The 25,072-nt window shown below is 41.6% G+C and carries 29 protein-coding genes; 3 read left to right on the top strand and 26 right to left on the bottom strand.

The window, feature by feature from the left end:
• Positions 1-130: 130 nt before the first annotated feature.
• The 13 genes from ACP26L_RS15870 to ACP26L_RS15810 form a co-directional block, all read right to left on the bottom strand.
• Positions 131-1,111: a hypothetical protein gene (locus tag ACP26L_RS15870; protein WP_426453911.1), complete on the bottom strand. Its 981-nt coding sequence runs from the start codon at positions 1,109-1,111 to the stop codon at positions 131-133.
• Between the two features lie 327 nt (positions 1,112-1,438).
• Positions 1,439-3,550, bottom strand: coding sequence for a hypothetical protein (locus ACP26L_RS15865; protein WP_426453909.1), 2,112 nt, complete (start codon positions 3,548-3,550; stop codon positions 1,439-1,441).
• Between the two features lie 992 nt (positions 3,551-4,542).
• Positions 4,543-5,085, bottom strand: a complete 543-nt coding sequence (locus ACP26L_RS15860; RefSeq protein WP_426453908.1) for a hypothetical protein — start codon at positions 5,083-5,085, stop codon at positions 4,543-4,545.
• A gap of 262 nt (positions 5,086-5,347) precedes the next feature.
• The gene (locus ACP26L_RS15855) at positions 5,348-5,779 is read right to left on the bottom strand and encodes a hypothetical protein (protein ID WP_426453906.1); all 432 of its coding nucleotides are present in this window, start codon (positions 5,777-5,779) and stop codon (positions 5,348-5,350) included.
• A gap of 247 nt (positions 5,780-6,026) precedes the next feature.
• Positions 6,027-6,518, bottom strand: a complete 492-nt coding sequence (locus ACP26L_RS15850) for a hypothetical protein (protein WP_426453904.1) — start codon at positions 6,516-6,518, stop codon at positions 6,027-6,029.
• Positions 6,519-7,042: 524 nt separating this feature from the next.
• The gene (locus ACP26L_RS15845; protein WP_426453903.1) at positions 7,043-7,810 is read right to left on the bottom strand and encodes a stalk domain-containing protein; all 768 of its coding nucleotides are present in this window, start codon (positions 7,808-7,810) and stop codon (positions 7,043-7,045) included.
• A gap of 328 nt (positions 7,811-8,138) precedes the next feature.
• Positions 8,139-8,864 carry a stalk domain-containing protein gene (locus ACP26L_RS15840; RefSeq protein ID WP_426453902.1) on the bottom strand — a complete coding sequence of 242 codons (726 nt, stop codon included), beginning with the start codon at positions 8,862-8,864 and terminating at the stop codon, positions 8,139-8,141.
• A gap of 116 nt (positions 8,865-8,980) precedes the next feature.
• On the bottom strand, positions 8,981-9,733 hold the full coding sequence (locus ACP26L_RS15835; RefSeq protein WP_426453900.1) for a stalk domain-containing protein: 753 nt from the start codon (positions 9,731-9,733) through the stop codon (positions 8,981-8,983).
• 261 nt (positions 9,734-9,994) lie between these two features.
• A complete protein-coding gene (locus ACP26L_RS15830) occupies positions 9,995-10,348 on the bottom strand; it encodes a DUF3139 domain-containing protein (RefSeq protein WP_426453898.1) in 354 nt (117 codons plus the stop codon).
• Positions 10,349-10,416: 68 nt separating this feature from the next.
• Positions 10,417-10,668, bottom strand: a complete 252-nt coding sequence (locus ACP26L_RS15825) for a hypothetical protein (protein WP_426453897.1) — start codon at positions 10,666-10,668, stop codon at positions 10,417-10,419.
• A 271-nt stretch (positions 10,669-10,939) separates the two neighbouring features.
• Positions 10,940-11,554, bottom strand: a complete 615-nt coding sequence (locus ACP26L_RS15820) for a hypothetical protein (protein WP_426453895.1) — start codon at positions 11,552-11,554, stop codon at positions 10,940-10,942.
• Between the two features lie 89 nt (positions 11,555-11,643).
• Complete coding sequence (locus ACP26L_RS15815; protein ID WP_426453893.1) at positions 11,644-12,096, bottom strand: hypothetical protein; 453 nt, start codon at positions 12,094-12,096, stop codon at positions 11,644-11,646.
• A gap of 165 nt (positions 12,097-12,261) precedes the next feature.
• Entirely contained in the window at positions 12,262-13,125 is an 864-nt protein-coding gene (locus tag ACP26L_RS15810) for an alpha/beta fold hydrolase (RefSeq protein ID WP_426453892.1), read from the bottom strand.
• An 849-nt stretch (positions 13,126-13,974) separates the two neighbouring features.
• On the opposite strand from ACP26L_RS15810, the gene ACP26L_RS15805 reads away from it, so the two are divergent.
• A complete protein-coding gene (locus ACP26L_RS15805; RefSeq protein ID WP_426453890.1) occupies positions 13,975-14,199 on the top strand; it encodes a hypothetical protein in 225 nt (74 codons plus the stop codon).
• Between the two features lie 63 nt (positions 14,200-14,262).
• Here ACP26L_RS15805 and ACP26L_RS15800 read toward each other — a convergent pair whose 3' ends face one another.
• The 6 genes from ACP26L_RS15800 to ACP26L_RS15775 form a co-directional block, all read right to left on the bottom strand.
• On the bottom strand, positions 14,263-14,649 hold the full coding sequence (locus ACP26L_RS15800) for a hypothetical protein (RefSeq protein WP_426453888.1): 387 nt from the start codon (positions 14,647-14,649) through the stop codon (positions 14,263-14,265).
• A 127-nt stretch (positions 14,650-14,776) separates the two neighbouring features.
• Entirely contained in the window at positions 14,777-15,046 is a 270-nt protein-coding gene (locus tag ACP26L_RS15795; protein WP_426453886.1) for a hypothetical protein, read from the bottom strand.
• A 176-nt stretch (positions 15,047-15,222) separates the two neighbouring features.
• On the bottom strand, positions 15,223-16,200 hold the full coding sequence (locus tag ACP26L_RS15790) for an HNH endonuclease (RefSeq protein ID WP_426453884.1): 978 nt from the start codon (positions 16,198-16,200) through the stop codon (positions 15,223-15,225).
• 305 nt (positions 16,201-16,505) lie between these two features.
• Positions 16,506-16,700, bottom strand: a complete 195-nt coding sequence (locus tag ACP26L_RS15785; RefSeq protein ID WP_426453882.1) for a hypothetical protein — start codon at positions 16,698-16,700, stop codon at positions 16,506-16,508.
• Between the two features lie 364 nt (positions 16,701-17,064).
• Positions 17,065-17,313 (bottom strand): hypothetical protein, encoded by a 249-nt coding sequence (locus ACP26L_RS15780; RefSeq protein ID WP_426453880.1) that lies wholly within the window; start codon positions 17,311-17,313, stop codon positions 17,065-17,067.
• A 71-nt stretch (positions 17,314-17,384) separates the two neighbouring features.
• The gene (locus tag ACP26L_RS15775) at positions 17,385-17,600 is read right to left on the bottom strand and encodes a hypothetical protein (RefSeq protein WP_426453878.1); all 216 of its coding nucleotides are present in this window, start codon (positions 17,598-17,600) and stop codon (positions 17,385-17,387) included.
• Between the two features lie 191 nt (positions 17,601-17,791).
• Here ACP26L_RS15775 and ACP26L_RS15770 point away from each other — a divergent pair, with 191 nt between their 5' ends.
• Together ACP26L_RS15770 and ACP26L_RS15765 are read left to right on the top strand one after the other, a co-directional pair.
• Positions 17,792-18,130 carry a nucleotide pyrophosphohydrolase gene (locus ACP26L_RS15770; RefSeq protein WP_426453877.1) on the top strand — a complete coding sequence of 113 codons (339 nt, stop codon included), beginning with the start codon at positions 17,792-17,794 and terminating at the stop codon, positions 18,128-18,130.
• Between the two features lie 3 nt (positions 18,131-18,133).
• Positions 18,134-19,879 carry a DNA/RNA helicase domain-containing protein gene (locus ACP26L_RS15765; protein ID WP_426453875.1) on the top strand — a complete coding sequence of 582 codons (1,746 nt, stop codon included), beginning with the start codon at positions 18,134-18,136 and terminating at the stop codon, positions 19,877-19,879.
• A gap of 173 nt (positions 19,880-20,052) precedes the next feature.
• Here the strand turns inward: ACP26L_RS15765 and ACP26L_RS15760 are convergent, their stop codons facing one another.
• From ACP26L_RS15760 to ACP26L_RS15730, 7 genes are all read right to left on the bottom strand, one after another.
• Positions 20,053-20,541: a hypothetical protein gene (locus tag ACP26L_RS15760; RefSeq protein ID WP_426453873.1), complete on the bottom strand. Its 489-nt coding sequence runs from the start codon at positions 20,539-20,541 to the stop codon at positions 20,053-20,055.
• 183 nt (positions 20,542-20,724) lie between these two features.
• Positions 20,725-21,120: a phage holin, LLH family gene (locus ACP26L_RS15755; protein ID WP_426453871.1), complete on the bottom strand. Its 396-nt coding sequence runs from the start codon at positions 21,118-21,120 to the stop codon at positions 20,725-20,727.
• A 2-nt stretch (positions 21,121-21,122) separates the two neighbouring features.
• On the bottom strand, positions 21,123-22,514 hold the full coding sequence (locus ACP26L_RS15750; RefSeq protein ID WP_426453869.1) for a phosphodiester glycosidase family protein: 1,392 nt from the start codon (positions 22,512-22,514) through the stop codon (positions 21,123-21,125).
• A gap of 7 nt (positions 22,515-22,521) precedes the next feature.
• Entirely contained in the window at positions 22,522-22,860 is a 339-nt protein-coding gene (locus ACP26L_RS15745; RefSeq protein ID WP_014369008.1) for a hypothetical protein, read from the bottom strand.
• A 30-nt stretch (positions 22,861-22,890) separates the two neighbouring features.
• Positions 22,891-23,034, bottom strand: a complete 144-nt coding sequence (locus ACP26L_RS15740) for a hypothetical protein (protein ID WP_426453867.1) — start codon at positions 23,032-23,034, stop codon at positions 22,891-22,893.
• A gap of 21 nt (positions 23,035-23,055) precedes the next feature.
• Positions 23,056-23,331: a hypothetical protein gene (locus ACP26L_RS15735; protein ID WP_426453865.1), complete on the bottom strand. Its 276-nt coding sequence runs from the start codon at positions 23,329-23,331 to the stop codon at positions 23,056-23,058.
• Positions 23,332-23,343: 12 nt separating this feature from the next.
• Entirely contained in the window at positions 23,344-25,071 is a 1,728-nt protein-coding gene (locus ACP26L_RS15730; RefSeq protein ID WP_426453863.1) for a hypothetical protein, read from the bottom strand.
• Between the last annotated feature and the right edge of the window lies 1 nt (position 25,072).

The raw sequence follows: 25,072 nt of genomic DNA, 5'->3' as shown, positions 1-25,072 counted from the left end.
TCCATAATCGCTTCGCATGCCCGTTCAGTAACCGCTTGGACTTCCGATAAAGGCCCTGACGCCGCTGTCCTCTCATTTTCATCCTCCTCATGCCCGTTCTCCTCCTTTCCGGCTGTTCCGCTCCCCAGTCCTACTCATGCAGCACCACCACGATTCCCTGCCGTTCGAGCTCCGCCTTCAGGCCGCCCGACAGCTTCACTTTATCCGCCTTGGACAGCTTGAAAAAATGCCATACCACACCCTGCACCTGAGTGCCCTGCTTCAGCAGCTCGGCATCCTTCGGCATCTGGACCTCCCGCAGGTTCTTCTCGTTGAACGTATAGTAAGCCTGGTGCGCGACACCGCCGGCATCCAGCGCATCCACCGTTCGCTTGGTCTGCGGATCGACCTGGATCACCTGCTCCTGTCCTGTAACAAGCAGCCGCAAATAATTGGCGGCTTGGGCGTGGGACGTAATCCGTACAGGCTCCTTGGGCTCCCCCTTCGGTTCGACCATCGCGGCCAGCGCCGCCTTGGGCTTGATTCTCCCCTGTATCTCGCTGATGAACGTGCGGGTCAGATCCGTCAGCCGGATCGTCTCCACCGGGTCTACGACGTAGGACTGTGCACCGGCCTGGACTTCATCCTTGCCCCAGAGCCTGACCGCAAACGCCGGAAGGTGCGCCGGCTTCTGCAAAGCTGCGCCGACATAACGCAGCAGCCCCTGGTTGCTGTAGGAGAGTTCCCCGCTTACGCTTGACGGCAGCTCTCCCGCCGTCCGCTGCAGCTTGCTCTCGGGGGAGCTTCCGCCGCCCGCTCCCCCGCGTGACGGAAGACCGACCGAAGCGGGGCTGACCGGGAGCATGAAGCTGAACAGATTCGACAGGTGATCATCCGTCAGCCGCCAGTAAAGACTGTCCCGTTCCCCGTTCGTCACAGCGCCGGTCCGGTAGTCCTTCCTCGAGTTGTCCCAGTTATAGGCGGTCCGGTTCGCCGACACCGAGGCGGTCTGGTACAGATTCGCCTGGTGATACACGTACAGGGCCAGGAAAATCAGCAGTACGGTCGCCAGCAGAATGGCCGGCATCGTCAGTGAAGCCTCGATGCTGAACTGGCCGCGGACGTCATTCAAGAACCGCTGCGGCCGAAGCTTGATCCGATTCCGACTCCGCCTCCCCGGGGAGGTTCCGCCTGTGTCCAGCGGACCCGATGCTTCTCCCGGTTTTCTATGGGGCGGATCGTTCTTAGGTATATCCATACCTCACTTCGTCGGCGAGAGTTGGGTTGCATCCGAGCTGATGCTGCCTGTCTCGGCATTGATCTGAGTATCCGCAGCACCAAACAAGGAGGTCATCCATTTGATGATCCACTTTCTGAATGCCAATACTTCATAAGTATGAAAAAAAGACACTCTCTTTTTCAGGAGTGTCTTTTTTCGTAAATTATCGTTAACATGACTTCAATATAATAACTTTAAATTAAATATACTAATTGAAGCTAGATCTTTTGACTGTAATTTTATACTTAATTTATTAATATTCACAATGTTCAACTCTAAATCATCTGGTTCAGCTTCTTTATTTATCTCATAAGTATAAACAAGGTTATCATCGAGAAATAGCTCCATCTTTCCTTCTATTTCATACTTGAGAATTGATCTTGGTATTGCTACACGGCCTGTAAAAGTAATGTAATAGCCGTTGAGTGGATAATCTATCATACACCATCCAGCTCTTGTTTGCATGTTAACATAATTATTGAATGTATTCCCCAATAAATCAGTTTTATCCTCATCATTAATCAATAAAGACTTATTGGATTCAACTATCTCACCATCAACACTGGAATAATAAATTGTATTGAAACCACAATCTCTTAAACCCATGTTTTTTATATCCTTTCCAAGAAACGCAACTAATTCATTAAAATATTGTAAGTATAACCCCTCGGCTTTGACCTGATAATTACTTAGTTCAAATTCATTAACAAAAACATTTTCCCTATATTCTACTGTTGTTTGTAATGAATATACCTTTCTTATTAGTCGATCTAATTTAAGTTTTCCTCCAACTATATATCTATCCATTAAACTAAGTAACATATATGCAGTAATTATATGCATCTCATTAATATGCAGTTGCAGCCTCTTATCTAGCATCATATAATGTATCTCAACTTGTCCTGACAATTTTTTGACACGCTCATCCTCATCAAAAATATAATCGATGTTTTGGGGATTGCTAAGAAATTCTTTGTGAACCGCGAGTTGTTTACTATATCCATCTTTTAAAACACGATATGCTCTTGTGTAATTCAATAAAGGACTGTACAGATTGGCTTGCCATTTGCATTCGATTATCAATAAAACGTTTTTCTCAATATCATACAGTGCTAAATCGATATCACTTCCACTTAAATTTTGCTCATTTGCTACTTTATGATAATTCTTGTCCCACCTACAAACAATGTTGGGGATTTTTTTAACACGCTCTACTATAAGATTTACTATTGACTGGGACATCGTTTTTTTCTGATTCGGAATTGTAACTTTTTTAAAATAATGACCGTTTGGTATAGTAAAATGCCAGTCATTTATCCTAAATGAAGTTGGATTAAAAATAATTTTATCTTGAATTAATACCAGTGGAAATTCATGAAACGATGCACCTTCTAATTCTAATTGAGAAAAAGAAAAATACTCAATAAATTGTTCAATTTGGTTACGGGGAACTTTAATTGTTTTAACTACCTGGTCAATAAATTTCTTTTTTTCATACATTTTTACAAGATCAATATAGTCAATAGGAATTCGGTTATACCATTTTATATAGTTTATACAATATGAAACACTAAAGAGTAACCCAACAAACCTCACTAGATTATCATAATTTTCTATGTACATACTTGTAATGCTTCCACCGATTCTCTGAAAATCAAGATTGACTCTTTTTATACATAATTCTATAAAGTCCTTATTTTTGAACTCTGAAATATTCTTTAAATCTTCGGGCGATAATGAATGCAGATAAAAAATAAGGGTTCCAGCAAAGGCTGTTTCAACTTTTTTTTCTTCACTATCATAGATACCACTTTGATAAATACGCTTATCTAGTATTTCATTCTTTATAGTAGGTAATTTTATAAAAACATTACTTCCATCTATTTCCACCATTAACTTCCCATAAGAATTCATGTCCCTTAGTGCTTTTTTATATTCATAGTCAGACCAAACAACCCTTATAAGTTCATATAAGTTATTTTTGAAATATGTGTATGCTTCTATATCAAAATCATAATTCAAATTTCTTAAATCATATCGGTTCAATACATTTCCAATAAACCAACAAATTGCATTTCGTTCGTTATCTATATCAGGTAGCCTAGACGCTCTTTCAAGTTCAAAATATCTCTCCTCAAGCGCAAGCAACGGGTATATCAGCAAGATACCTATTTCGCCAGAATAAAACCTCTCATAATCAACAAAGAATGAATTAATTCTTTTATCTATTTCACTAATTAGAACTTGCCTAAACTCGTACTCTTCTTGTAATTGATTATGAGTATTTTCCAAAAAATTTCCCCCGTTCATGGAATACTTTTTATAAATATTACCATATGAAACAAGAGTTTTATACAATATTAATTCGCATTTGCTGCGACGTCTATAATAATTTGGTCAAATTACTGGTTATTGAGCATCCTAACAGCTCACGCAACAAAACCGGGTTCAGTTTCCACTTGACCTCAGTCCCCTGTCAGTCGTGAGTACTTCTAACACCTTGTAAATTCCTCTTTAGCCCTCCATCTCGAACTTGATTATTGAAGGCAATCAGCTGGCATCATATCGGTGTAACTTCCTTGTTTATGAGCACTTTCGAAAGGTTCTCTTTTCATTATTTATCATAGAATTTCATACATCACCGGACAAATAACGGACAAAAATAAAAAGCAAAAAAACATATGGCCTGAGTATGAATGCACCCAGGGAGCAGTAGCCGCGCGGTGGTCCGCTGCTCCCTGGGTGCTCAACTAACATTCTCCATTTTGCTCAATAATAAAACACTCCGTCCCCTGAAACATGATTGTTCGATTCACCCTCCTTCTCCGGCACACGCCTAATTGCATCATAAACACACGTTTAAGTAACATACTTTTGGGAACGAGTTTAGACACGATTTGACTACACAAATCAATGGGATACATGGCAGCTTAAAGATTGTCTCTTAAACGGCCGTTTTTGATACTTAAGGAATGACAAAGTGCCCCCACTCACTGGGGGCTCTCTGAAGCAACAACACGATAGGATTAGACGACAAGCTTAGAACAATGCCCAAAAATCGTAAGCTATCATTCGAACAAGTTCCCAGGTATTCGAAGGACCTGAATTGGGACCATCATTATATGGATAGGTATAGAATATCGGTATAGTAGCCAAAACAACAAATGTTAATCCAATAATTAGCGAGAAGAAAGCAACAATTCTCATTTACCGCATCACCCCTACATCCATTGGCATGAAACGAAATACAGCGGCCGCGCCTGAGTTGCAGACTACCTATGCTTTTACGGGCCAAGGGGTCCAAAATCGTTGCTATACATATCAATAATCCATTTCTCGTTCACTTTCTTAAAAAGAAAGGTGTCTATCACTGGTTTGCCCTCGCCAACAGGATATCGCGTTGATACCCTTACAGTAACTTTCTTCTTATTAGCGCTTAAGCCTGATATGTCAATTATTTCGTAATTTGTAATTTCCCCGTACCTCATTCTAAGATCAACAGTCGAGCTAGGCAGGTTGTTCGCGAGCAAACCTTCAACTATGGAATAGTCTCTTGTGATAAAGCCTTTATAGAAATTCTGTATAACCATTTGAACATCTGATTTACCTGATTGTTTCAAAAAATACAGATAACCAGTAAAAATCATCATTGCAAAGAATATAATATATAAAGACTTTCTTTTAAACAGTGGCCTTATTTCTCGATCTCTGGTAAAGTTCGAGATGTTTTTGACAGTTAAATCATTAAACGATGTACCAACAAAGTGATTTAAGGACTCATTCTTAAATTGGTTACGTTCAGTACTAACAATGACCCCACCTTTCATAACCACAACCTATAAATGCGATATCGGCCTTTTACATAATTACCTAATTACCAAACGCTATTAAGAAAGCGTATGTTGCATTTAACTGACCGACGACCTAATAAAGCTGCCCGACCGATAAGTGCGCCGGCAGCTTCATACTGTTTGTTGTTCAGCTAACGTTCTTCTTTACTTTAATGCCGCAGCTCTAACCAAAGCTATTTTCCACCCAATTTAAAACCCTTTCCTCGTTTTCATATGGAGTAGCAAAAGGTCATCTTGCTTAAGGAAGATGATCTTTCTTAGTGAAGATCATCTTCCTTAACGCTTTATTTATACTCTCAGGTATGATATAAGACTGCTCACTGGCTGCTGTATCAACTAGTAAGCCTTTTTGCCCATCTTCGTCTACGATGTTCAATATATATTTCTTCTCTGTACCATTTTCAAATGCTACAGTCATTAGAAACAAGCTAAGATAATCAAGATTTTCCACCACTTCGGTTGGTTGCGTTATAGCCCCTTGAAAAACTTTTATATCGTCAGGGCTATCGAATGTTTTTTCCTTAAATGCCGGCTTCTTCTCTGCTCTTTCCCAAACATCAGTACTTGTTAATTTAATCAATTTTATCTCTTCCTTCGAACCTTTCTCCGTACATCCAGTTAATCCACAAAACAATACGAATAGTAGCACATATATCATTAATTTACTCAAATTTCAACCAACTCCCTACACTTCGTTTAGTTCCGCGTGGCGATGTGTTTCTTAGTAAGTTAATTAGCGTCAATATAGCTGTCAGAGGTATTCACTACGTAAGTTTCCCTGAAGGCTACTGCCTTTTTCTTAAGGAATACAGCTCCATATTTAACGACCGAACCATGCAATTTACTTCATTGTTAATTGAATATCATTTGTTGTTCTAGCCAGGCCTATCTATCCCAGTAATGTCCTGTCGGCTCCATTACCGATAGACATCTGTGCAAGACCGATTAACCTTTTTTTCGATTAAGCATCCCAAATAATAGAATATTGCTCCTACAATTACACTTAGTACTAAATATTTGTTGATAAATGGTTGACAGAAAAAGGGGAGCTCTTCACATAAGAGACGAGTTCCCGCGGTTTGAGAGTCCCACAGCTTGGCAAGTAGACTTGCTATACCAACGTAAATAATTTTTTCTACAATGAAGGTCTCGGCAATTACATGAACAAACAATTTATTCTTATTAGCCCCCTTGAGATTGAACTTAGCCATAAAAAAACCTAACATCAGATAGGGTAAAATGCTGAAGACTAATCCATAATGAATCCAGGATACATTGCCAGACATATCCGCAGGAGTTCTCCATATTAAAGCATAAGTTATTGATGAAACCAGATAGCTTAGAAAATAAAAGAAAGTAAATGTCACTGCAACTCCAATAGTTATTTCCCTTGTAGGGTATTTTTTCAACAGAAATACCTCCCAAAATAATGAGCTTGAGCAACAAAGCCAGGGACATTGTATTTAACTAAATCCCAGCCTAATATAATAATTTATATTACCGCATATTGGATCTGCCCTGCCCGTTAGCGGAACGAAAAAGCAGCCGGTCTTCATGGCCAGCTGCTGCTGTCTGTATTGAGCTATCGTCTCCAGATAGCTTAATCGCTAATTGTACGCCGGGTCAGCTGCCGCGGCATCTGCTCCTTGGTTATGGCGTTAGAAGGAAACTTCTACGATAATTGGCTCTGATTCAATAACATAATGTTTACGTTCATCCTTTTTTGTATCAGTAATGTCGAATATCGATACACCGACAACTTGAAATTCCCTAGTTTATCTTAATGGGCCCAACGATAGAGCCCTTCGGGGCGATATCAGATTCCAACCCAATCAGATTTGTCACAAATGGTTGAAGGTCCACACCATCCATATCCCTTACAACAACAAAGTTTAACCCTGAGTGATAGAGTGTACAGCTACTGCTCTATTTGTCATTTATAGGTTACCTTATAACTTATATTTCCACATCTTCTATCTTGTATTGCTGGAGAATCTCTAACTTCAGTACCTCCGTTTATTGTATAAGTAATATTCTCAGGAGTAGACACTTTCACAATATAATTTCCAGGAGTGATTTCCTTACCATCTGATCCTATTTGATTCCAAGGGATTGTTAATTCATAACCGGAACTTAATGGTACTGCCCCAGATAAAACTGGAAGCTTATATTGATAAACTAGCGCTCCTTGTGTTCCATCCACTGTTTCTTTGTAAACATCAAATGTCAATTCTGTCGGATTGGCATTAAGATTAATCGTTGTACGGTTAATCAGATGGAAAACAAAATTATTCGATTGACTTATTTTTAACTCGGATTTTTGATAGTATTCATCGGGTACATTTAAAACCAGACTTAAAGGGGAGCAAACAGCATTTGCAGGAATAGTGTTTTCAAATTTTTTTAGTTCATATTTATTACTGGATATAGTTATTAAACTCATATTACCAGTTTCAGGTGAAGGATCCACATATTCAACTTTTGCGCCCATTGCTTCAGCAAATGACCGCAATGGAATATAGGTTTTATTGTTATAGTTGAGTACGGCATCCTGAGTTGAATCAAGTTGTGACGATATATTGTTAACTTTAAAGTCAATTTTACTTGGAAACAAGTAGGCTTGAATTGTATTTGCTGCAACAACTGCGGTGGACATAGATATTAAAACACCACAGAGAAGGCCCAATCCAAATTTCTTCAAAAAATCATCTCCTTACATTGATAATTATATTAAGAAACGTTTTGTTTCAGGATACGAAAAAAGAGTTCCAATAACGATAAGACGAGACAGAGATGAAAAGGTAACCTACTGGAGCCAAAATAATCGTAAATCCTACTGCGGGTCCGAGAAACAACCTTTTCATAATACTCCTCCCCGGAATAAAACGATCAGTTTAGAGTAGGTCACAATACAGCGCCATATTTAATGTCCAAACCTGTTAATTGGAGCAGCTGCCGCGCGGCGAACTGCTCCCTGGTTTTGTGCTATCGTCTCCCGATAGTTGAATCACAACCCCCAATGAGTATTCTCATTGAATATTAATTTGCAATTCTGTATTTAATTTTTTTTCAGTCCCATCATTAAAGGAAGCATTTATTCCAATTGTATATTTACCAGGTTTTAAAAATATCGAACTGTTTTCATATTCTTCTCGGCCGTTCCCGTTATTTTTTTGAAAGTTATATTCTCTTATAAGTGCCGGAGGAAGTTCGTATGTAATTTCACTATTTTTGTTTAACAATGATTTTTTTCCAACAGCTGATCTATATACCCCAGTTTCAAAACCGTCTTCATCTCTGATGTAAAAAACCAGTACAGAGCTCGCATGAGTAATCTCTTTGGATTGCTTACCTTTGTATACTAAGTTACCCCATATGTTTAGATGTTTTTTCTCACTGTACATAGAATTTGCTGAGTGCAACACTAATTCGTAGTCCATCTCTTTTTTTACTGAACTAAGGGTTGAGATTTTTTCAGATGAACTATCTGCAGTAAGGACCGAAACAGTTTTTTCTAGTGGGTCATATTCTATAGTCCCTCCCATATTCTCAACCAGAAATCTTGCTGGTAAATACGTATGACCATTGTAATTCAAAGTGCTATACCCCTTATCAAGATCCTTGAGCGTATCGTTAAAAAGTAATTTTACGGGGAACAAAAATACATTTTCTAAATAATTTGATGAATAAGAAATGGATGTTGCAGTTATTAGGGTAGATCCGATTATTAATGCACTGAGCAGGACTTTTTTCACAATATCACCCCTTAATATATCTCAACCAGATATACACGATAATCCAACTATTCTACAAGTCACCACAACGCGGCTAGAGGCGCTCCTGGGAGGAGCCTCTTTCACCCTTTCTTTATTTATTTTGTTGGCAAAGTGATAATAGCCAAATTAGAGTTATTACCTTTGATTTGTTGTTGCCTAACATCCTCAGATCCTAAAAGTGAGTAATCTATTGTTACGGGTTCAGAGAGAACCAAAGAGTAGTTACCAGGATCTACTTTTTGACCAGATGCATTCTTACCGTCCCAAATCACATACGGAGACTGAAGCCCCCAAAATAACTTTGTGTCTGCACCAGGAATTGTTAGTTGCTCGGACTTAATTTCACCACCCCAAATTGTTTCATTGGTGCCACTTTTGGATATAGAGACCTTTAATGTAAAGGGTTTATTGATAGTAATAATATCTTTACCTACATTATAAAGTGCAGCACCTATTTGAATCGATCCATCATCTCCACTGTTGTAATTAAGCTTTAATGATATTGGGGTGTCAACATGATTCCCTGGTGGAGCCAATCCAGTTAATGACCAGTTATTGCTTGCATTATTTAAATCAATTGTAATTTTTGTATCTGTATAGTTTTTTCCTTGTTGGTAACCAATTCTCGCTCCTAACTTTTCAGCAATAAAACGTAAAGGAACATAAGTTTGGTCATTGTAATTAATAATTTCTGAGCCGGTGGGGATATGTTGATCTGCGTCATTAACACTTACTTGTACAGGAAATAACACCGCTTTAACGTAGTTGACTGCGGCTGATACCGTAGTCGAAGCTGAAATTACTACTAAGCCACAGGCCAATCCCAAGAGCACTGCCTTTTTACTCAAAATTATTCCTCCTTACAGATTCAAGGGTAACTCCAACTCCAAGACGTAATTTATTAACTAATTGTTTCTTATTCCTTTCAGACAGGGGGTCCCCCCAGTAAAACGCAGATTTACAACGCTAAGGTAACCTTCTGGCTACCTTAAAGTAAAAAGGGCTGCCGCGGCAGCCTCTTTGCATTCAACTAACGTTTCCCGATAGCTTAAGTATTACTTTTCTACCCCAGACTAACAACTTACTGGGGCATCTTTTCGAGTTTGTCATCAATCTGGTGTTTGTGGCGCTTCCACGTGCTTTCTCTTCTCGACAGTTATTTCGTTCAGCTGATCGACAAGCCCGTTATTTCGTAAGTAGTGGTACTTGGTCCCTGGCTCGTCGTTAAACTCCACAACCACGCTGATTCCATAATCCCCACCGACGGAGTTTATGGCGGTGATCGACGCGATCTCAGCTTCCTTGTATCCCCTCTGACTAATCAAATAGTCCCTTACCTGCTTCTCGAAAATACCGTGCTGATAATTCAAAAACAGATGATAACCACCGTAAAGGAGAGTTACCGTCAAAATTGCATAAATGATCATCTTAACTGGAACTGCGCTCTCAGGTAAAGCAGACATTTCTTTTCTCCTCCCTGCCGGTCCTTGCTTTTCTCGGGGAGCGCACCTACTCAGGCAAAAACAGACTCTTAAGGCAGTTGAAGTATCATCAAAGCAAGGGTCACCACAAAAAAGAATCCTGCAAATGTAGCTGTCATAAGTGCCTTTATAGATAGGTAAGGCTTTAGGTTAAATCCCTTTTCCTCACTTAGCAGCTCATCTATTTGTCTTTTTAAAAATTCCCGAGCAAATGACTCTTCTCTATTTTCGAGTTCCTTCCATATTGACTGGTGCATTTTTTCAAGCTCCTTATGGCTTATGCTCTCCTTTAATAAGGCCAATCTTATTCCTCCTTCAATAACATACCTTTTCGTTAAGACAGATACATACGTAAAGAATGGCTCTCAACGTAGATTACACTAATAGTGAGTTTCCCTTACGACGGTATTCACGCATATCCCAATTTTAACATATTTCCCCACTATACTGCCCGTTACTTCAACGCGACCAGGGGGCAGCTGCCGCGCGGCGAACTGCTCCCTGGTTGTTGTGCTATCGTTCTCCGATAACGTAATCGACTAATAACCATGAAGGGCTAAAGGGCATGCCGGGTCATCTTTTTTCAATCGGTTGGCGTTCATTTTTTAATCGCAACCCGCTCAATAAACCGACGAATTGTTTTTTGGACGCTGCCTCTTTATCATGCTTTGAAAATTCCAGTACGTTAATAATTTTGTCTTGTATCGGGATGACGGCGAAATAGACGTCATGTGTGCCGGTCAGACCGGAGGCGGCTGTACCGTTGTCAGCGTCTAGCGTATATAGCTTACCGCTTCCGATGGGAGTATCGATTAATTCTTCATTTGTAATTTCGCTATGGTTAGGCTTATAAAATTTGAAGTCAAAATCCTCAGCATACGGGTACGTGATAATACTACCGAGATTCATTCCGTTCTCGTCAGTGAGGGATGCGTAAAAGCGGTCTCCGGTACTTAGGTTCCATCCCTTCGGCAGGATAAATCCCAGATTGGAGACGTCGTATTCAGAGTCCGTACTGACAGTGGTTTCAAGAGGCTGCTCAATGCCGGCGTTGGCAGTTTGGTTAACAGAAACGGTTAAAGTGACTGGGTTATTCAGGGCGGCGGGAACCCTATGGTTACCGGAACAACCGCCAAGAACCAGCAGCAAAACAAACAGTAGCACTTGTATTTTCATAGATCGTGCCATTCTTCGTCTCCTATTTGTTTTTGACCTCAAAACTGCATGCGCCCCCGTAGCCATCTGCTCATTTCGCTATCGTTCTCCGTTAGCTTAGTCTACTTAGGCAATTTAGCCTCAATGAAATTACCTAAAGCTTCACTTTCAATATAGAATTGTGTCTCATGATCTATATGCTTCGGACTGAGTTCAAAAATTGAACTGACACCTGCAGTACCTCGATAGTAACTCACAGAAATGCCAATATCCTTAAACTGCAACAATAAACTGCCGTCAGGTGTTGAGCCGTGTTTCATCCTATTACTACTTTCGAATTTGGCATCCCTTAATAACCGAAGCAATTCATTTTGTTCGTTCTTATCAAGTTGAATTTTTTGATCGGGAAGCAGATTAATCGTTAAATCTTTAACCTGATCTTGATTTAAACTTTTACGAAATTCATTCCAAACAAGCACATCTTTAATATTGTCGCTGTTCCATAAGGCCACAGCAGTAACAAGTGCGAGGCCTATAAGTGTAAATATATTTTTTCTTCTTACAATGTACTTCATTGAATGTGCTCCTCTAACCCGTTTGTCCATGTTATAGACGTGAATAGATAAGAGAAGTTCTGCAACCAATCGGATTAAACTAAAATGCCCCGATACTTCCATGAAGAAGGAGCAGCTACCGCGGCAAACTGCTCCTGGATTGTTTAACTAACGTTCCCAGATAGTTCAACGGGTGTTGTTCGCTCTAGATAAGAAAGAAATAAGCGCATTATCGTACTCTGCAGCGTGTTTTCCAATCCAAATAAGGTGTCCCCACGAGTCAAGAATAAATACTTCCGATAGGGGGACTAGCGCTTTTGCGTTTTCCGGATGACTTAAAGATACCGAGTTATCGTTTTTGCTGTGCATGATCAAGGTTGATGCTTGTATCGCTGCCAGTTCCTTAGAATAGTCTCGTTGAGTTTGTTCTAAATCAATAATGAAACCGCAGTATGAACGTTGACGGTTATTCATCTTACGAAATTCTTCAGCGAAATGGTCATCAATCTGCTTTTGTATTTCTGAAAATGGAAGTTTAGAGAAAGAAGATGCCATCATTCTAAATGTTAGTTTTGGCAATAGGTTATTCGTCGTTGCAAGCATCCCCCATGTTCTTTTTTCGGCCCCAGGTTTAAAAATACGTCTTGCCATCCTATACTCTTTATCCTCTTGAGAGAGCCATGGTTTTGTAACCGCACACTGAAGCGTGAAATTAATAACTCGCTCTGGAAACGTTGAGCAAAACACAATTCCTGTAGGCCCTCCTGCGGAAACGGCTATCACATGCACTTTTTCAATGGCTAGATGATCCAGTAACGATTTATAAATACGGCAGGATTGCCCTAAATCGGTAATCGCGGAAGTACGACCGTATCCTGCACGAGAAGGAGTGACGATGGAATATCCTGAAGCTAGCAATGGCTGATAACCGAATTCCTCATGACAGTTTGAATGTCCACCGTGGAAAACCAATATAGGGGTTCCTTTTCCTATTACGGAGTACTCCAACGTAACATCAGCGAAATTGAAAATGCTAATTTCACGATGCATTAGATCACACCTCTCTAATAATTGAAGCCAACAACGGAGGTTATTTTATAAGAAACCATCCACTTGGTACCTATATTATATTAACACATATTGGAAGTATCCTGCCCGTTAACGTAATGAAGCTACCAAATACATACTGGTAGCTTCATTCTGCTGGCTTTACGTGCTAATGTCCTAATAAGACGAGTAATGATAAAACGAGAAGGAATAAAAGAGCAAGCAAAATTATCACCTTACTAATCTTAGTTTGGCTTGCTGTGAATGATTTTCCGTATAAGTTTCGCTTGGGATGATTGATAAGGCCAAACAATAAAATAAACATCAGTATTCCAGTTAATACCCAGTACTCTGATAACATTTTCCTCCCCCCCATATAAATGAATTAACCCGATCAATGGTGTAATCACCACCCACTGTATTTCTCATTAATCTTCTTGAGAGACCTATCTCACCTTGTTGTTCAGTTTTCATAAGCCTGTCGTGTTCCATTTCATTAAGCATAACTGCCCTTTAGTTGAACGACCACGTCTCAAATACCGTCGTTTATGAAATTCCTATTTTGTCGTGTTCGAAACGCAGAGTTCGTAATTTTCATGAAGGGAATATGCGTTACCATGACAGCCTGTTGCGCAACGCAGTCAGAATAACGTAATGGCCGGCCCCCGCTGGTGTAATGTTTCGATCAGTCTCCGGGCATCCCAGTATGGATGGAGGAACTATAGGTTGGCTAAAAAGCGAGATGTGATGACAGTCGGAGTTCGGCAACTGAACTGGATACAGGATATACATTTGTAAATATTTGTAACACCCTTGCCCGGTGCGCTACAATGAGGGTGGGAGGTGGTTCTATTGAACCGAAGAGGAGCCGGCATCGCATTTATTTTCTTCGCAGTTGTTCTGACCGGGATCCGGTATCTGTCTGCTGCCCTGTTTGCAAACGGATTTGGCGCACAAATGTTTTCAACTTCTCTGGAGTACAGCAGCGGCCATCTCAAAGGATACTCCATTATTTGTTTGGTGATCGGGGTGCTGTTCCTCATCGTAGCTGAGATTGATGAGTTTGATAAGCAGTAAAGTGAAGATGCCTAGCTTACAAGCTGCTCTCTTTTCTTTGTGATTGTTAGCTAACAATCCCCCTTATTGCAATGACCTCATTTCTTCGATAACCAAATAAATTCGCTCATCTTTTTGGGAACCATCAGGAACATAATATAATAGTATATTCTCTACTAGATATCTACTATGAGGAACCACCCCTGCCGTAGATATTTTATTTTCAAAATCCTTTGCTCCATCTATAGCTCCTTGACTGGAAGAGTAGATATAAATACTGATTAACTGGCTTTCATTAATAGTAAATGCTTGTGGCGCAACACCATTTAAATTTCTTAGAAACACATTTTCAGGGTGCATTCCTTTTGGTTCTGACAACGGTATTCCATGTTTTTCGAATATTCTCGAAATTTCGGATAAATTAATCATTTTCTTGTTTTGACATCCCACGACAGTTAGGCTGATTGCCAAGATTAATATTATCAGCGATTTGTTCAGCTACTCCACCCCTTTCTTCTTTATTTACGACGATTTAAAATTGGAAATGTTACATTGATCCACTCCGGATATGCCATAGGGGCCGCAGCTACCGGATGCCTCACCATGTCTGTCTGTCAAAAAGCATGTTTTTGACAATCGTAGTTTGGAAAGAAACAAAATGAGGAGTACCCTCACCAATCGAGGTACTCCTACTAACTTCTTCATATTCTACACGAATAAATACTATGGCTGCCCTGTCTTCCGTAAATATTTGATATTCTACGAATCGGGCCTGTAGCTGCTTTTCGCCTTCTTCTTCCTCGTAATGAACCTCAATCCATTCACCTGGCTGAAGTGGATCTCTTGTACCTCCCCTTCGTATCTGCATCTGATATCCCCTCCTTGTCATTCATTACCCAGAGGGATCAAATATAAAGACAAATAACCTCCTGATAACCAGGAGGCTTCTTTATTCGTTAAAATATTTGTTATGTGTTCGTGTAGGCTGCCCCCATGCTTGGTACATATCTTTAAATTACGTCACTCTTCCTCAAAGCATAGTAACTAGCCCTGACACGAAATCCAAAATTTACGTACAAAGTTCTTTTCATTTGCCATTTCGAGTTCGGATACATGCTTATCATTCATTCCTTGTTGTTTCATCCGTTGAAGTAAAGCTATGTTTCTTTGTTCGAGACGCTGTATCACATCTTCGCTCGGTATCACGTTTGACTTACTACTGTTGCAAGATTGATGGGCATATACCAAGTTCCACAAATCATCTGAGTAGAGGTAAGACCAGGGAATAACGTGATCGATTGCAGGTGTCTCACCTTCAATTTTCAAACAACACAAGAAGCAGACACACTCAGGATTCTCAAATTCAAGATAGCTTGAAAACTTGCTTAGTGATTTACGCTGCACTTGATCTTCATCAATAATTCTTACCTTCTTCGAAAGCCTCGGTGAGTGATTAAAGTTCTCTAACATCTGCGTCCAACGATAGTTAATTGCGTCGAGTACGATTAGCTTATTTTGCTTCAGAGCGTTTAGATTTTCGGCTTGAATGTAAAGACTATCGGCTTTTCGCTCATATTGATATACCCCGTCCACTTCTTTACCTTCAATCCGCAAAAAACGATAACTAACATCTGATTTCAACGCTCTTATAGCCGCGCTAACAGCTTTCTTATAGTCCTCTGGACAGATTGATTCAATGTTTGATCTAAACCACTTAACGGGCTTCACAGAGCCTGAACGGGTTCTGTACGAAGCAATTAGTTCTTTAACTATCGTAACCATCATTGGTGGTTTATTTGGATTTGCGCTTTGTTGAAGATCAAAGAATATGGTTTGCTCGAAATAATACCTAAGTACGTTCTTTGCGATTTCTCGCAGTTGAATTTCGATTGTTACATCGGAATCGTAAATAGCTTCATGTTCAATTGCAATTTCAGTGATTGCCTTCGCCCAAGCCGTTTTATATGTATTGTCGAAGCTGCAATTTCTAATGATGTGTAGCCACTTTTCAATGAAGTTCATAATGTACCTCGAGTCATCGTTGATAACTGTCACTAACACAAAACTTTCGACATACGCGTTTCATTTCCTCCAAAAAACGTGGCTATGTTGTTATTGATCGTTATGTTGACTTCCTTAAACCTTTCCCACCTATACAAACGAAACATACAAAGGTCAACGTGCTTCTTTTCCCTGCCCAAGAATTCTTGATTAAGCTTGATATCCTCGATTAACTAGCTGCCGCACTTCATTTTACAATCAGTCAAATAATAAAAATGAATCAATTCGTCAAACAAGGACACGAAGCAATTCAAATGGAACTGCGATCATAATCTCTCTAATACTTCACATCCATTATCTAGCATCTTTTCTATGACCGCTTCATATATCTCATCATCTTCTATTATCAGAGCCATCTTGTCTGCCCTGTTAACTATTGCATATCCACCACCATTCACAATAACAAGAACGTGATCTTCTCTTTCATTTGTCCAAATATACTGATATTCTTCCAAGTTCATTAACTCCACTTCCTAATTTCAGTCTACCCGTCCTATCATGATAAAACCTATACTAAAAGAGATACCCTTCATCACTCTGGAGGTATTCCTTTTTCACGTTATATATTCGTGTATTCTTAAGTGTATCTCCACTATCGGCAAAGGGAGGCGATAAACAATGTACATTCACCCGGTTGCAGTGTAATTCCTCTACCTCCCCCATCGTATCGACTTCTGATTTCTCCTCCTATTCATTCATTACCCAGTGGGACTCAATGCGTTTATCAAAAAGTAGCATCACTACATGAGAAAGGATCCAAGGAAGGTGTTTAAGGGGATTGGTCCTGAAACGACAAGGAGGCCCCTTGATAACCAGGGGGGTCTCTTAGTCGTTAAAATATTGGGTTTGTGTTCGTGTAGGCTGCGCCCATCTAATCGGAGCATCTCTCTCGTATGGATCGATGACGAGCATCACCTGAGGCACCGTAGGCGACCATTCGATGTACTCCTCTTTTGCGAGCACCTCGAGCACCCTGTAAATACCTTTTTTACTGCGTCCTGTCTTAATCATTAGCTCATCGATCGAAGGACAGCGGTGCCGGCCGCTCCAATAATTCGCTATGATCCTAAGCACCTTACGCTCAATATCCTGCAGCATCCGTAAATCACCTCTGTTCGCATTATATGCGAACAGCTTGAGTTTTATCAAGCTGGAATAACATTTTTTACACACTCCAGATTAATACCCATGACACCCTCGTCTATGCCCTCAAGAATTATGAATGCAGACGAACACTCTTCGAGTATGTCGATGCTGATTTCTTTAAAATGCCCTACACTCGTTTCTTCTCCCTCTCCCAAATCGTAGTACACGATTATCAGTCTGCCAGGTTGGAGCGCATTTCGTTCTACTTTTATCATCCAGATCCACCTCCATAATTTATATCGGCAGATGGGTACACTTTCCAAAGTTCATTCGAGCAGAATGGTTGAAGAAGTAAGGTTCGCAATATAAACTAATATGTGTATCAATATTGAGGTATTGCTAGAAAAAAACCGTATCTGGTTCAATAATTAAGAGTTAAAGTAACATTTTGGGGAAGGGAATTAATATGAGTGACTCAATGCTGCGGATTAATCAATTTAGAGATGAGCGAAACTGGCGGCAATTTCATAATGAAAAAGATCTGGCCATTTCCATCTCTTTAGAGGCAAATGAATTATTGGAATTATTTCAATGGAAAACACCAGAGGAATCCAAGAAAAATCTTGAACGACTTAAAGAAGAACTGGCAGATGTGCTGATTTACTCTTATATGATGGCCGATAATCTAGGGTTTGATATTGATGAAATCATCGCTGAAAAATTAATAAAGAATGCCCAAAAATATCCTGTTCCCAATAGCTTTGGTCAAAAAAAGAAATATAATGAATTGGATGAGGTGGATTAGGTAATGGCTAAGTACCACTGTATAACATTGAAAGTGAAAAGTGGTGAATTGGAAGGTTTCGAAAAACTTCGCCAACCTGAACAAAATACACTTAGAACTGGAAATATCGTATATATCTACAAAAGTACGAAATCGAAAAAGATTTACATTGGACAAACAAAACAATTTATTGAGCGGAATAAGCAACACTATAATGGTAAAGAGGAAAAATTTAATGTAGCAGACTTCGACCAAGTAATTATTCTTATTTCATCCTATTTCAACGGTTCAGCCTTAGATGATGTCGAAAGCCAGTTGATAACCTACTTTATGGCCGACAATCCAAAATCTAAAAAGCAGTTGGTTCAATATGATAATGATGAGATAATAAATCGAACCAATGGCAACAGCGTCAATGACTACAGAGATCGAGAAAGGGTTGCTTCAGAAGTCATTTTGCCTTTTTGGGAAAAAGAGTTATACCCTAACGGATGGGTAAGCACACCCACTTTAGAGAAGTTGCGTAATAGAGCACTGGTGAAATATAGCCCAATTAAAGAATTAACAATTCAGCAAATGGACTTTCTTAAGGAGATTGAATCGAATCCTGATCAAAGCTTTGTGATTAATGGCGATGCAGGGACTGGCAAAACCGTATTGCTTACTCATTTGGTCGCTAAGTTATTGAAAGAAAAACCTAATCAACGAATAGCGGTCGTTTTGCAGCCAAATTGGATTGAAACGGCAAAGGATATCTTTAGAGTATATGGAATGAACAACAGTAACCTGACAATTGCTACCTCGACACAGCTGATTAGTGCTAATGAGAACTATGATGTTGTTATTGTTGACGAATCTCATAAACTTTCCAGAAAGTTTTCCAAGCAGATGGCATCTTTCAACAAAGTGTATAAGGGAAGATTTGCCCAGGATGAGAACCACTTGGAGGCTTTAATAAAAATAGGCCGTCAAATCGTGTTAATGTATGACGTATTGCAAGCTATTCGCCCTGCCAATATGACACGAGCGCAATTCAATGAGGCAACCAAAGGATTTGAAAAGAGATACTTAAGTACGCAATTTAGAATCCAAGCTCCAGCAGGAAAGAACTATTCATCAGAAGACTACGTAAATGGCATAAAATATCTTCTATATAAGGATACAGGTCTATTAGAACAAACGAATTTTAACCCGAACTTTGACAGAGCTGTGTTCCAAGATAGAAATGTTGATGCTTATTTTGGATATTTTGAAACAGAACCTTTACGGAATTTGATTGATTGGGTGGAAGAAGACAGAAATTTCAATCCTGAACATATTAATCGCGTGCTAGGTGGATTAGTTGAACCTTGGAAGCAAGCGGATGGTAAAGACCCATTAATCACTCATTGGCATGAAGGAAATATCAAACGAAGATGGAATTCCACGCAAGAAAATTGGGTTCATTCTGAAGATGCTGATGCCGAGGAACAAATTGGCTCCGTCTTTGCAGTTCAGGGAATCGACTTGAATAAAGTAGGCGTCTTAATCGGAAATGACCTTCAAGTCAACACACAGGGCCGGTTATTCGGCAATCCAGAGAATTTTCATAATGTAAACGGCAAGTTCTCCAAGGACGATGAAAGCCCGGAAAATGCACAAGAGTTTACCTTATTTGTGTTGAATATTTACTATATTCTAATGACTAGAGGAATTGATGGAATTCGGCTGGGTTTCTGGAAAAATGATGGATTTAAAGAGTATATGAAGAAAATACTTGAGATTAATTAAGAGACGATTGCTGAAAAAGTAAGAATGTCGCGAAAGCACTTATGTTTGTGTCGCCAGTTCCCTATCTGGAAACTTTAGTTCAATGAAGCATTCGGCTGCCGGTTATGGCAGCCTTTTTTCGCCAAAGGAGGATGAAGAATGGATTTAACGGCCAGAGGGAGAGCTACTGCCTTTTACTCGCCGTTAGGCTTATTTTCTTGACCTTCTGGACTTATTTTTAACTCTAGTTCTTCCGTGTTTCCATTCCATGTTATTTCCATTTTAATCACAGAATCTATTAGAGGAATGGCGCCATTACTTTCTGTGGAACCTAATGAATAAATGTCATCTTTAGGCTTTTCAATCACAAAAGAACCGCTCCCGGAATTACCTACAGTTTCATAAGTATAACTAATTTGACCAGTTGGTTTGGGTTTACCACCAATGTACTTGATAAAGTGTTTAATTTTGTGCTTTTCTTCCCCTTCTATCTTGTAGACTATATGAATGGCAGCCCAGTGATTACCGCTCCCTTTATATTCATGTACAAATTCAATGTTCTTGTTCTTTGATATTTCTTGTATATTATCTTTCTCAATACCAGAATATATATTTTTATCATTACAACCACTCAAAACAAGTAAACACAAAATGATACAAAAGCTTGATAATAACTTTCTCATTGTTTCATGGCCCCCCTTTATTGTATTTTATAGAGCAACAAAGCCATCCCCAATAGATACACTAACACTCTAACATTCTAACCTAAATCTATATCAATCAACAAATAATGGAAGTTATAATGTGTAGCATTAAACCTTTAAACAAAAAAAGAACTCCCACGCTTAGTGCGTGGGAGATTTGCATTATACTACTTTCTGATCACTACTGGTACCCGAATCAATTAGCTTTGTAGGCTTAACCTTCGCATTATGGTCCAACCACGCTTTATGGATCGATGCCTTAATTTCTTCGGACGTAAGTTTGAACCCAAACTCACCGAGTTTTTGGGAAGCGTAATCTAATGCAGCCGAAAGCTTGGCCTCACCGCCCATCCCTTTAAATAGAGTCTCTGCGTGGGCAAAAGCCTCTACACCCACCTTCTTCAATACTTCGCGCTGCTCATTCGTCGTCTGCGCATTGTACAGATCCACGGCCTTCTTCCTAACTTGCCGTAGTCCCGCGAGAACGAGTAAAGTTGCAATAGTCAACACCGTCTGAAAAATATCACTAATGTACGGCTGAATGACTTCAGAGATCATGATTAAATCGCCCCTTTTTCAAATAAATTTTTGAGCACGACAGCGAGTTCAGCGAATTCCACTGGCTCATTGGGGTCATGCGGACTTTCAATGCCACCGCGCTCCGTCAGCCAGGTGATAGCCTTTTGCTTCCACTCTTCATTAGGGGGGGATGCCGGCGGTGTAATCGGATCTGATCCTGCAATCCAAATCAGAAGAGCGTGGTTCACTACTCTCTCTCCCGCGCCTTGATTTTGCCCCAGGCTTCCCTTCCCTTTCTGAGCCAGCACACTGGATCCACCACCATCAAAATTCAGAGCCCAGGTACAACCCTTAGACTGCATGTAAAGCGCTGCCTCCTCCAAAGTCAAACCCTGATCGTACTGCGTCCGGCCATCCGCGACCGCTATATGCAGATCGCCTGAGGCGTCTATACCATACACCGTTCGCTGTGCCCGGCTTGTACCAATGTCATCGGGGACCTGTTGCTGTACTCTGTAGTAATCCCAACATATATTTCCGGCCTCGATAAGCAGAGGCGCCCCTTGCACAAGCACATCCCATTGTACCGTGGGATCGAGCTGGCCAATCTGCGGACGCCCCCCCTTGACTCCAAACTCATGCCAGTTGAGCATCTTGCCATAGGCCTGGGCGATTACCTGCCCTTCGGCTATTGCATCCCCGAGCACTTTGCCGTCCCAGAAATACGGAGCATTCGTCGCAAAGTCGGCGCCATATTCTGTAAGCAACTCCGATACCTTTGCCCCTGCACGAGCCACAAGCTTAAATCGCAGCCTCTTCCCATCCAGTTTCAGGTACCGAACATCAGTCGCCTTGATTTTGTAGTCCCCATCGCAGCGCTTAAGCACGCCGTTCATAGAATAAATCCGTTCCTTCACGACCGCAGGAAGCAATTTTATCCCCATCCTTTCAAACACATCTCTCTTGAATCTGTCATGATCAAATAACGTATGATGTGGGCAATCTTTGCCGTAAACCACTTTGTGGGGCTGCAACTGCTCCCATGATTCGAATCCCTGTTGCAGCATGATCTGGGCAACCACATCAACGGCATTGCGGTATGTTGGCAAGTCAAGCGGCTCACCAGGCTCTACGGCTTCACAAGCAATTTCTACCCCAATCCAGTAAGTGTTATAGACCCCGTTACCATCGCCGGCGTGGTAAGCATTCTCATCAAAGGGAATATGCTGAGTGGCACTGTCCTTATCTACCGTCACATGCCAGCTGACAACCCGGTCCTTAACCGTGGCCATGTACTCCCCATGCATTTCATCGCCCGCACCATCTTTCCAGTTATTTGTAGTATGAAAAAGGACGCCGCGCGCTTGGCGCCGACGTCCTGGACGGTTCGGACTCCCTACTGGGATGAATTTTTGCTTAATGGTTATCATCATGATCTCCTTACGGCTTATAAGTCTTCCACAGTCCCAAGCCACCTAAGATTACGCTGCCCAGGATCGATGTACCGAACCAAAATGCCAGCTTATCGTAGAAATCTAACCGCTTATTTGCTCGATCTGTTTCTTTTTCATTCTGAATTACGAGAGTGCTGACCGGCACCAATTCATCGATTCTTTTATGAGCAGATTTGGTGCTGGCCAGTGCTTCCTTGGCCGTATCATGGACTTCTTCGACTTTTTTGGTTAGGTCCTTTATACCGTCCATCTTGGTGTTCAGCTCCCTAATGTCGAGCCTGACGTTTACAATCTGGTCACTGAGCGCTTTCGTATCGTTGGTCATCCGTATCACCTCCTTTCATAGAGTACCCCGTCAGTCCTTCTGCTCTTTGCTTTCAATTAGTTTTTTTTCTTCTTCGGTAATGTACTTCCTCGTTACAGCAGTTTGAAGCTGAGCTGCTGTAACGGCCTTTTTAATCCAGCAAATCTCAAAATGCGGATAAAGTACACTCGGCATCCAAATTCACCTCCGTTCCGATTAGACTCCCAGGAGATAGTTGACTGTCGTGCGAAGAACAGAAATCTCATTCTTGAGTTCTTCGATTTCCTCTTGGGATGATCTCGGAGGTGTCGGTGTAGGTTCCGATCCTATTTCCTTTGTCTCCCAATTCACGACAAGGCGGTGACCCTGTGGGATTTCAGGAGGCTCACCATCGAACAATACATAGCCCCTCGGAAGCTGTTCTGCCACTTCGTCCGTGACATTGGGCAGGATTCCGTTGGGCCTTCCTCCATCGTTGTAAATGGCGTACATGCTTAGCCCTCCTTATAGAACGTCATAACGGAAGCGAACATTTTGAATCTTGAACGCCCCGAGGCTGTTACTCGCCAATACGTAAATCGGCAATTTTGACGAAACTTTTACCGTTGTCTCCATGGTTGTCCATGAGTTGGCTTGCATAGTACCTCCGCCAGCCGGGCCCGCCCCGGCCACTAAACTCTGGTTCATAAGGTTGTCCGTATCTGTGTCCCAATATGTCCCGTAACCATGCCACCATAACGGGCCGTACCCGGTGTATGCTTCCCGTGCAAAGTATCCGGACGTGTCGCTGCTGTAGTACATGTATTGCAACGGGGAGAATATGCTGATCCCTTGATATCCACCGCTCGAATTCGTGTTGTTGTAGAAGTCAAGGACAATGTTTACCTCACCCACGCCTTTTGGTATGTGCTTCGCTACGAGGTACTTTCGTTGGCCGTAAGTGCCGCCACCTGCAAAGTCGGCCCCTCCTGCATGAACCGTTTCCTGAACCGTACCGCTAACCACGATTGTACTCATGCCCGCCGCCCTCCATCTTTCTCCGTCCCAATATTCCATGACTCCCCCTCTAACTCTTGTAGGGGCCATGAGTTCACCGCGCTGCCACAGGTCTCCATTCTTGTACATTTCAAAACCTGAACCCGGCTCACCTACTGTCAGGGATTGGCTGCGGAACCGAGCTACCGTATCATTGCCAAACCTCAACCGAAAGAAATCCTCGATCCCCGGATCCGACCCTTGAGCATCATCGCCTACTGTTAAGGTGAGGATATCCTTGTTGGCTCCTTCGTCCACAAACTCCAGGCGGGCATAGTCCGAATCCCGATCCCACAACAATCGTGGGTTGTAGAGTGTCGAGTCGTTGATGGTGGAATTCTTGATGGTGGCCGAATCAATACTTCCTCCGGAGTCCGCCAGAATGACTCTCTTCCCATCAATAAAGGCCGTGCCATCACGCCAGATCTGCATCAGCGTTTTGTGGAATTGCCCATTATTCTTGTAGGCCCATACGGTGAAGGCGGATCCGACCTGATCGTCCCCATTTTCGTCGCCATCCAAGCCGATGCCAACCCGAAAAACATCATTTATGCTCCCAAGGTAATGATGCACACGCCCGCCGGAGGCGGATCCTACCGCTGACCGGAGTGCGCCAGTCATGGGCTGACTGCCGTCTTTAGGAAGACTTGCATTGGCTTTGGCTATGGCCTGATCCGCAAGGTTTTGCAGGTCGGTAAAATCGTGACCGACAGCCTTCCCACCTCCGCCACTGTACCGAATGTCGGTGATGTTGCTTGCATCGACCTTTGTCACACCGGCTGCCACATAAACATCAGCCAGGCCGATTTCCCAGTATTCCTCATTTTGCTCCAGCGCAGGAGCGACGGGGGTTGCCGATGGTTCGCCGGCTTTGGCAATGGCAAGGATATTTCGTTGATTCAATGTATCCAATCGAACCACGATACGGTGGATCCGTGGGAACTCCGGATGTGCCGGCGGCAGTTCAATCTCATAGATCTCGTCATTTCGATACCAGTAGCCCCGCAGCCATGCCTGGCCTGTGTTTACCCGGACGGCAAGCCGCTGGGGATCCGTCTCCAAAACCTTGAGCTCCTCACCAACCCGGGGGAAGATGCCTGTCTGGAAAAACCGATCAAAGACCTCGGCAAACTCAAGCTGATTGTATTCCCTCACATCCCCTTCGGTGCTGCCGAAAAAACGATACTGCTCCGTCATG

Origin of the sequence: Paenibacillus sp. S-38, assembly GCF_049942825.1 — a bacterium.
Taxonomy (GTDB): domain Bacteria; phylum Bacillota; class Bacilli; order Paenibacillales; family NBRC-103111; genus Paenibacillus_G.
Note: the sequence above shows the minus strand (reverse complement) of the source record. Positions and strands in the feature narration are given on the sequence as shown.

Bases quoted from the DNA above. Each gene is read 5' to 3' on its own strand.
- ACP26L_RS15790 (WP_426453884.1), bottom strand. From the start codon at position 16,200: ATGAACTTCATTGAAAAGTGGCTACACATCATTAGAAATTGCAGCTTC.
- ACP26L_RS15810 (WP_426453892.1), bottom strand. From the start codon at position 13,125: ATGCATCGTGAAATTAGCATTTTCAATTTCGCTGATGTTACGTTGGAG.
- ACP26L_RS15740 (WP_426453867.1), bottom strand. From the start codon at position 23,034: ATGCCGAGTGTACTTTATCCGCATTTTGAGATTTGCTGGATTAAAAAG.
- ACP26L_RS15860 (WP_426453908.1), bottom strand. From the start codon at position 5,085: ATGAAAGGTGGGGTCATTGTTAGTACTGAACGTAACCAATTTAAGAAT.
- ACP26L_RS15785 (WP_426453882.1), bottom strand. From the start codon at position 16,700: ATGAACTTGGAAGAATATCAGTATATTTGGACAAATGAAAGAGAAGAT.
- ACP26L_RS15770 (WP_426453877.1), top strand. From the start codon at position 17,792: ATGAGTGACTCAATGCTGCGGATTAATCAATTTAGAGATGAGCGAAAC.
- ACP26L_RS15760 (WP_426453873.1), bottom strand. From the start codon at position 20,541: ATGAGAAAGTTATTATCAAGCTTTTGTATCATTTTGTGTTTACTTGTT.
- ACP26L_RS15750 (WP_426453869.1), bottom strand. From the start codon at position 22,514: ATGATGATAACCATTAAGCAAAAATTCATCCCAGTAGGGAGTCCGAAC.
- ACP26L_RS15755 (WP_426453871.1), bottom strand. From the start codon at position 21,120: ATGATCTCTGAAGTCATTCAGCCGTACATTAGTGATATTTTTCAGACG.
- ACP26L_RS15820 (WP_426453895.1), bottom strand. From the start codon at position 11,554: ATGGCACGATCTATGAAAATACAAGTGCTACTGTTTGTTTTGCTGCTG.
- ACP26L_RS15775 (WP_426453878.1), bottom strand. From the start codon at position 17,600: ATGATAAAAGTAGAACGAAATGCGCTCCAACCTGGCAGACTGATAATC.
- ACP26L_RS15815 (WP_426453893.1), bottom strand. From the start codon at position 12,096: ATGAAGTACATTGTAAGAAGAAAAAATATATTTACACTTATAGGCCTC.
- ACP26L_RS15745 (WP_014369008.1), bottom strand. From the start codon at position 22,860: ATGACCAACGATACGAAAGCGCTCAGTGACCAGATTGTAAACGTCAGG.
- ACP26L_RS15795 (WP_426453886.1), bottom strand. From the start codon at position 15,046: ATGCAGATACGAAGGGGAGGTACAAGAGATCCACTTCAGCCAGGTGAA.
- ACP26L_RS15765 (WP_426453875.1), top strand. From the start codon at position 18,134: ATGGCTAAGTACCACTGTATAACATTGAAAGTGAAAAGTGGTGAATTG.
- ACP26L_RS15830 (WP_426453898.1), bottom strand. From the start codon at position 10,348: ATGTCTGCTTTACCTGAGAGCGCAGTTCCAGTTAAGATGATCATTTAT.
- ACP26L_RS15730 (WP_426453863.1), bottom strand. From the start codon at position 25,071: ATGACGGAGCAGTATCGTTTTTTCGGCAGCACCGAAGGGGATGTGAGG.
- ACP26L_RS15735 (WP_426453865.1), bottom strand. From the start codon at position 23,331: ATGTACGCCATTTACAACGATGGAGGAAGGCCCAACGGAATCCTGCCC.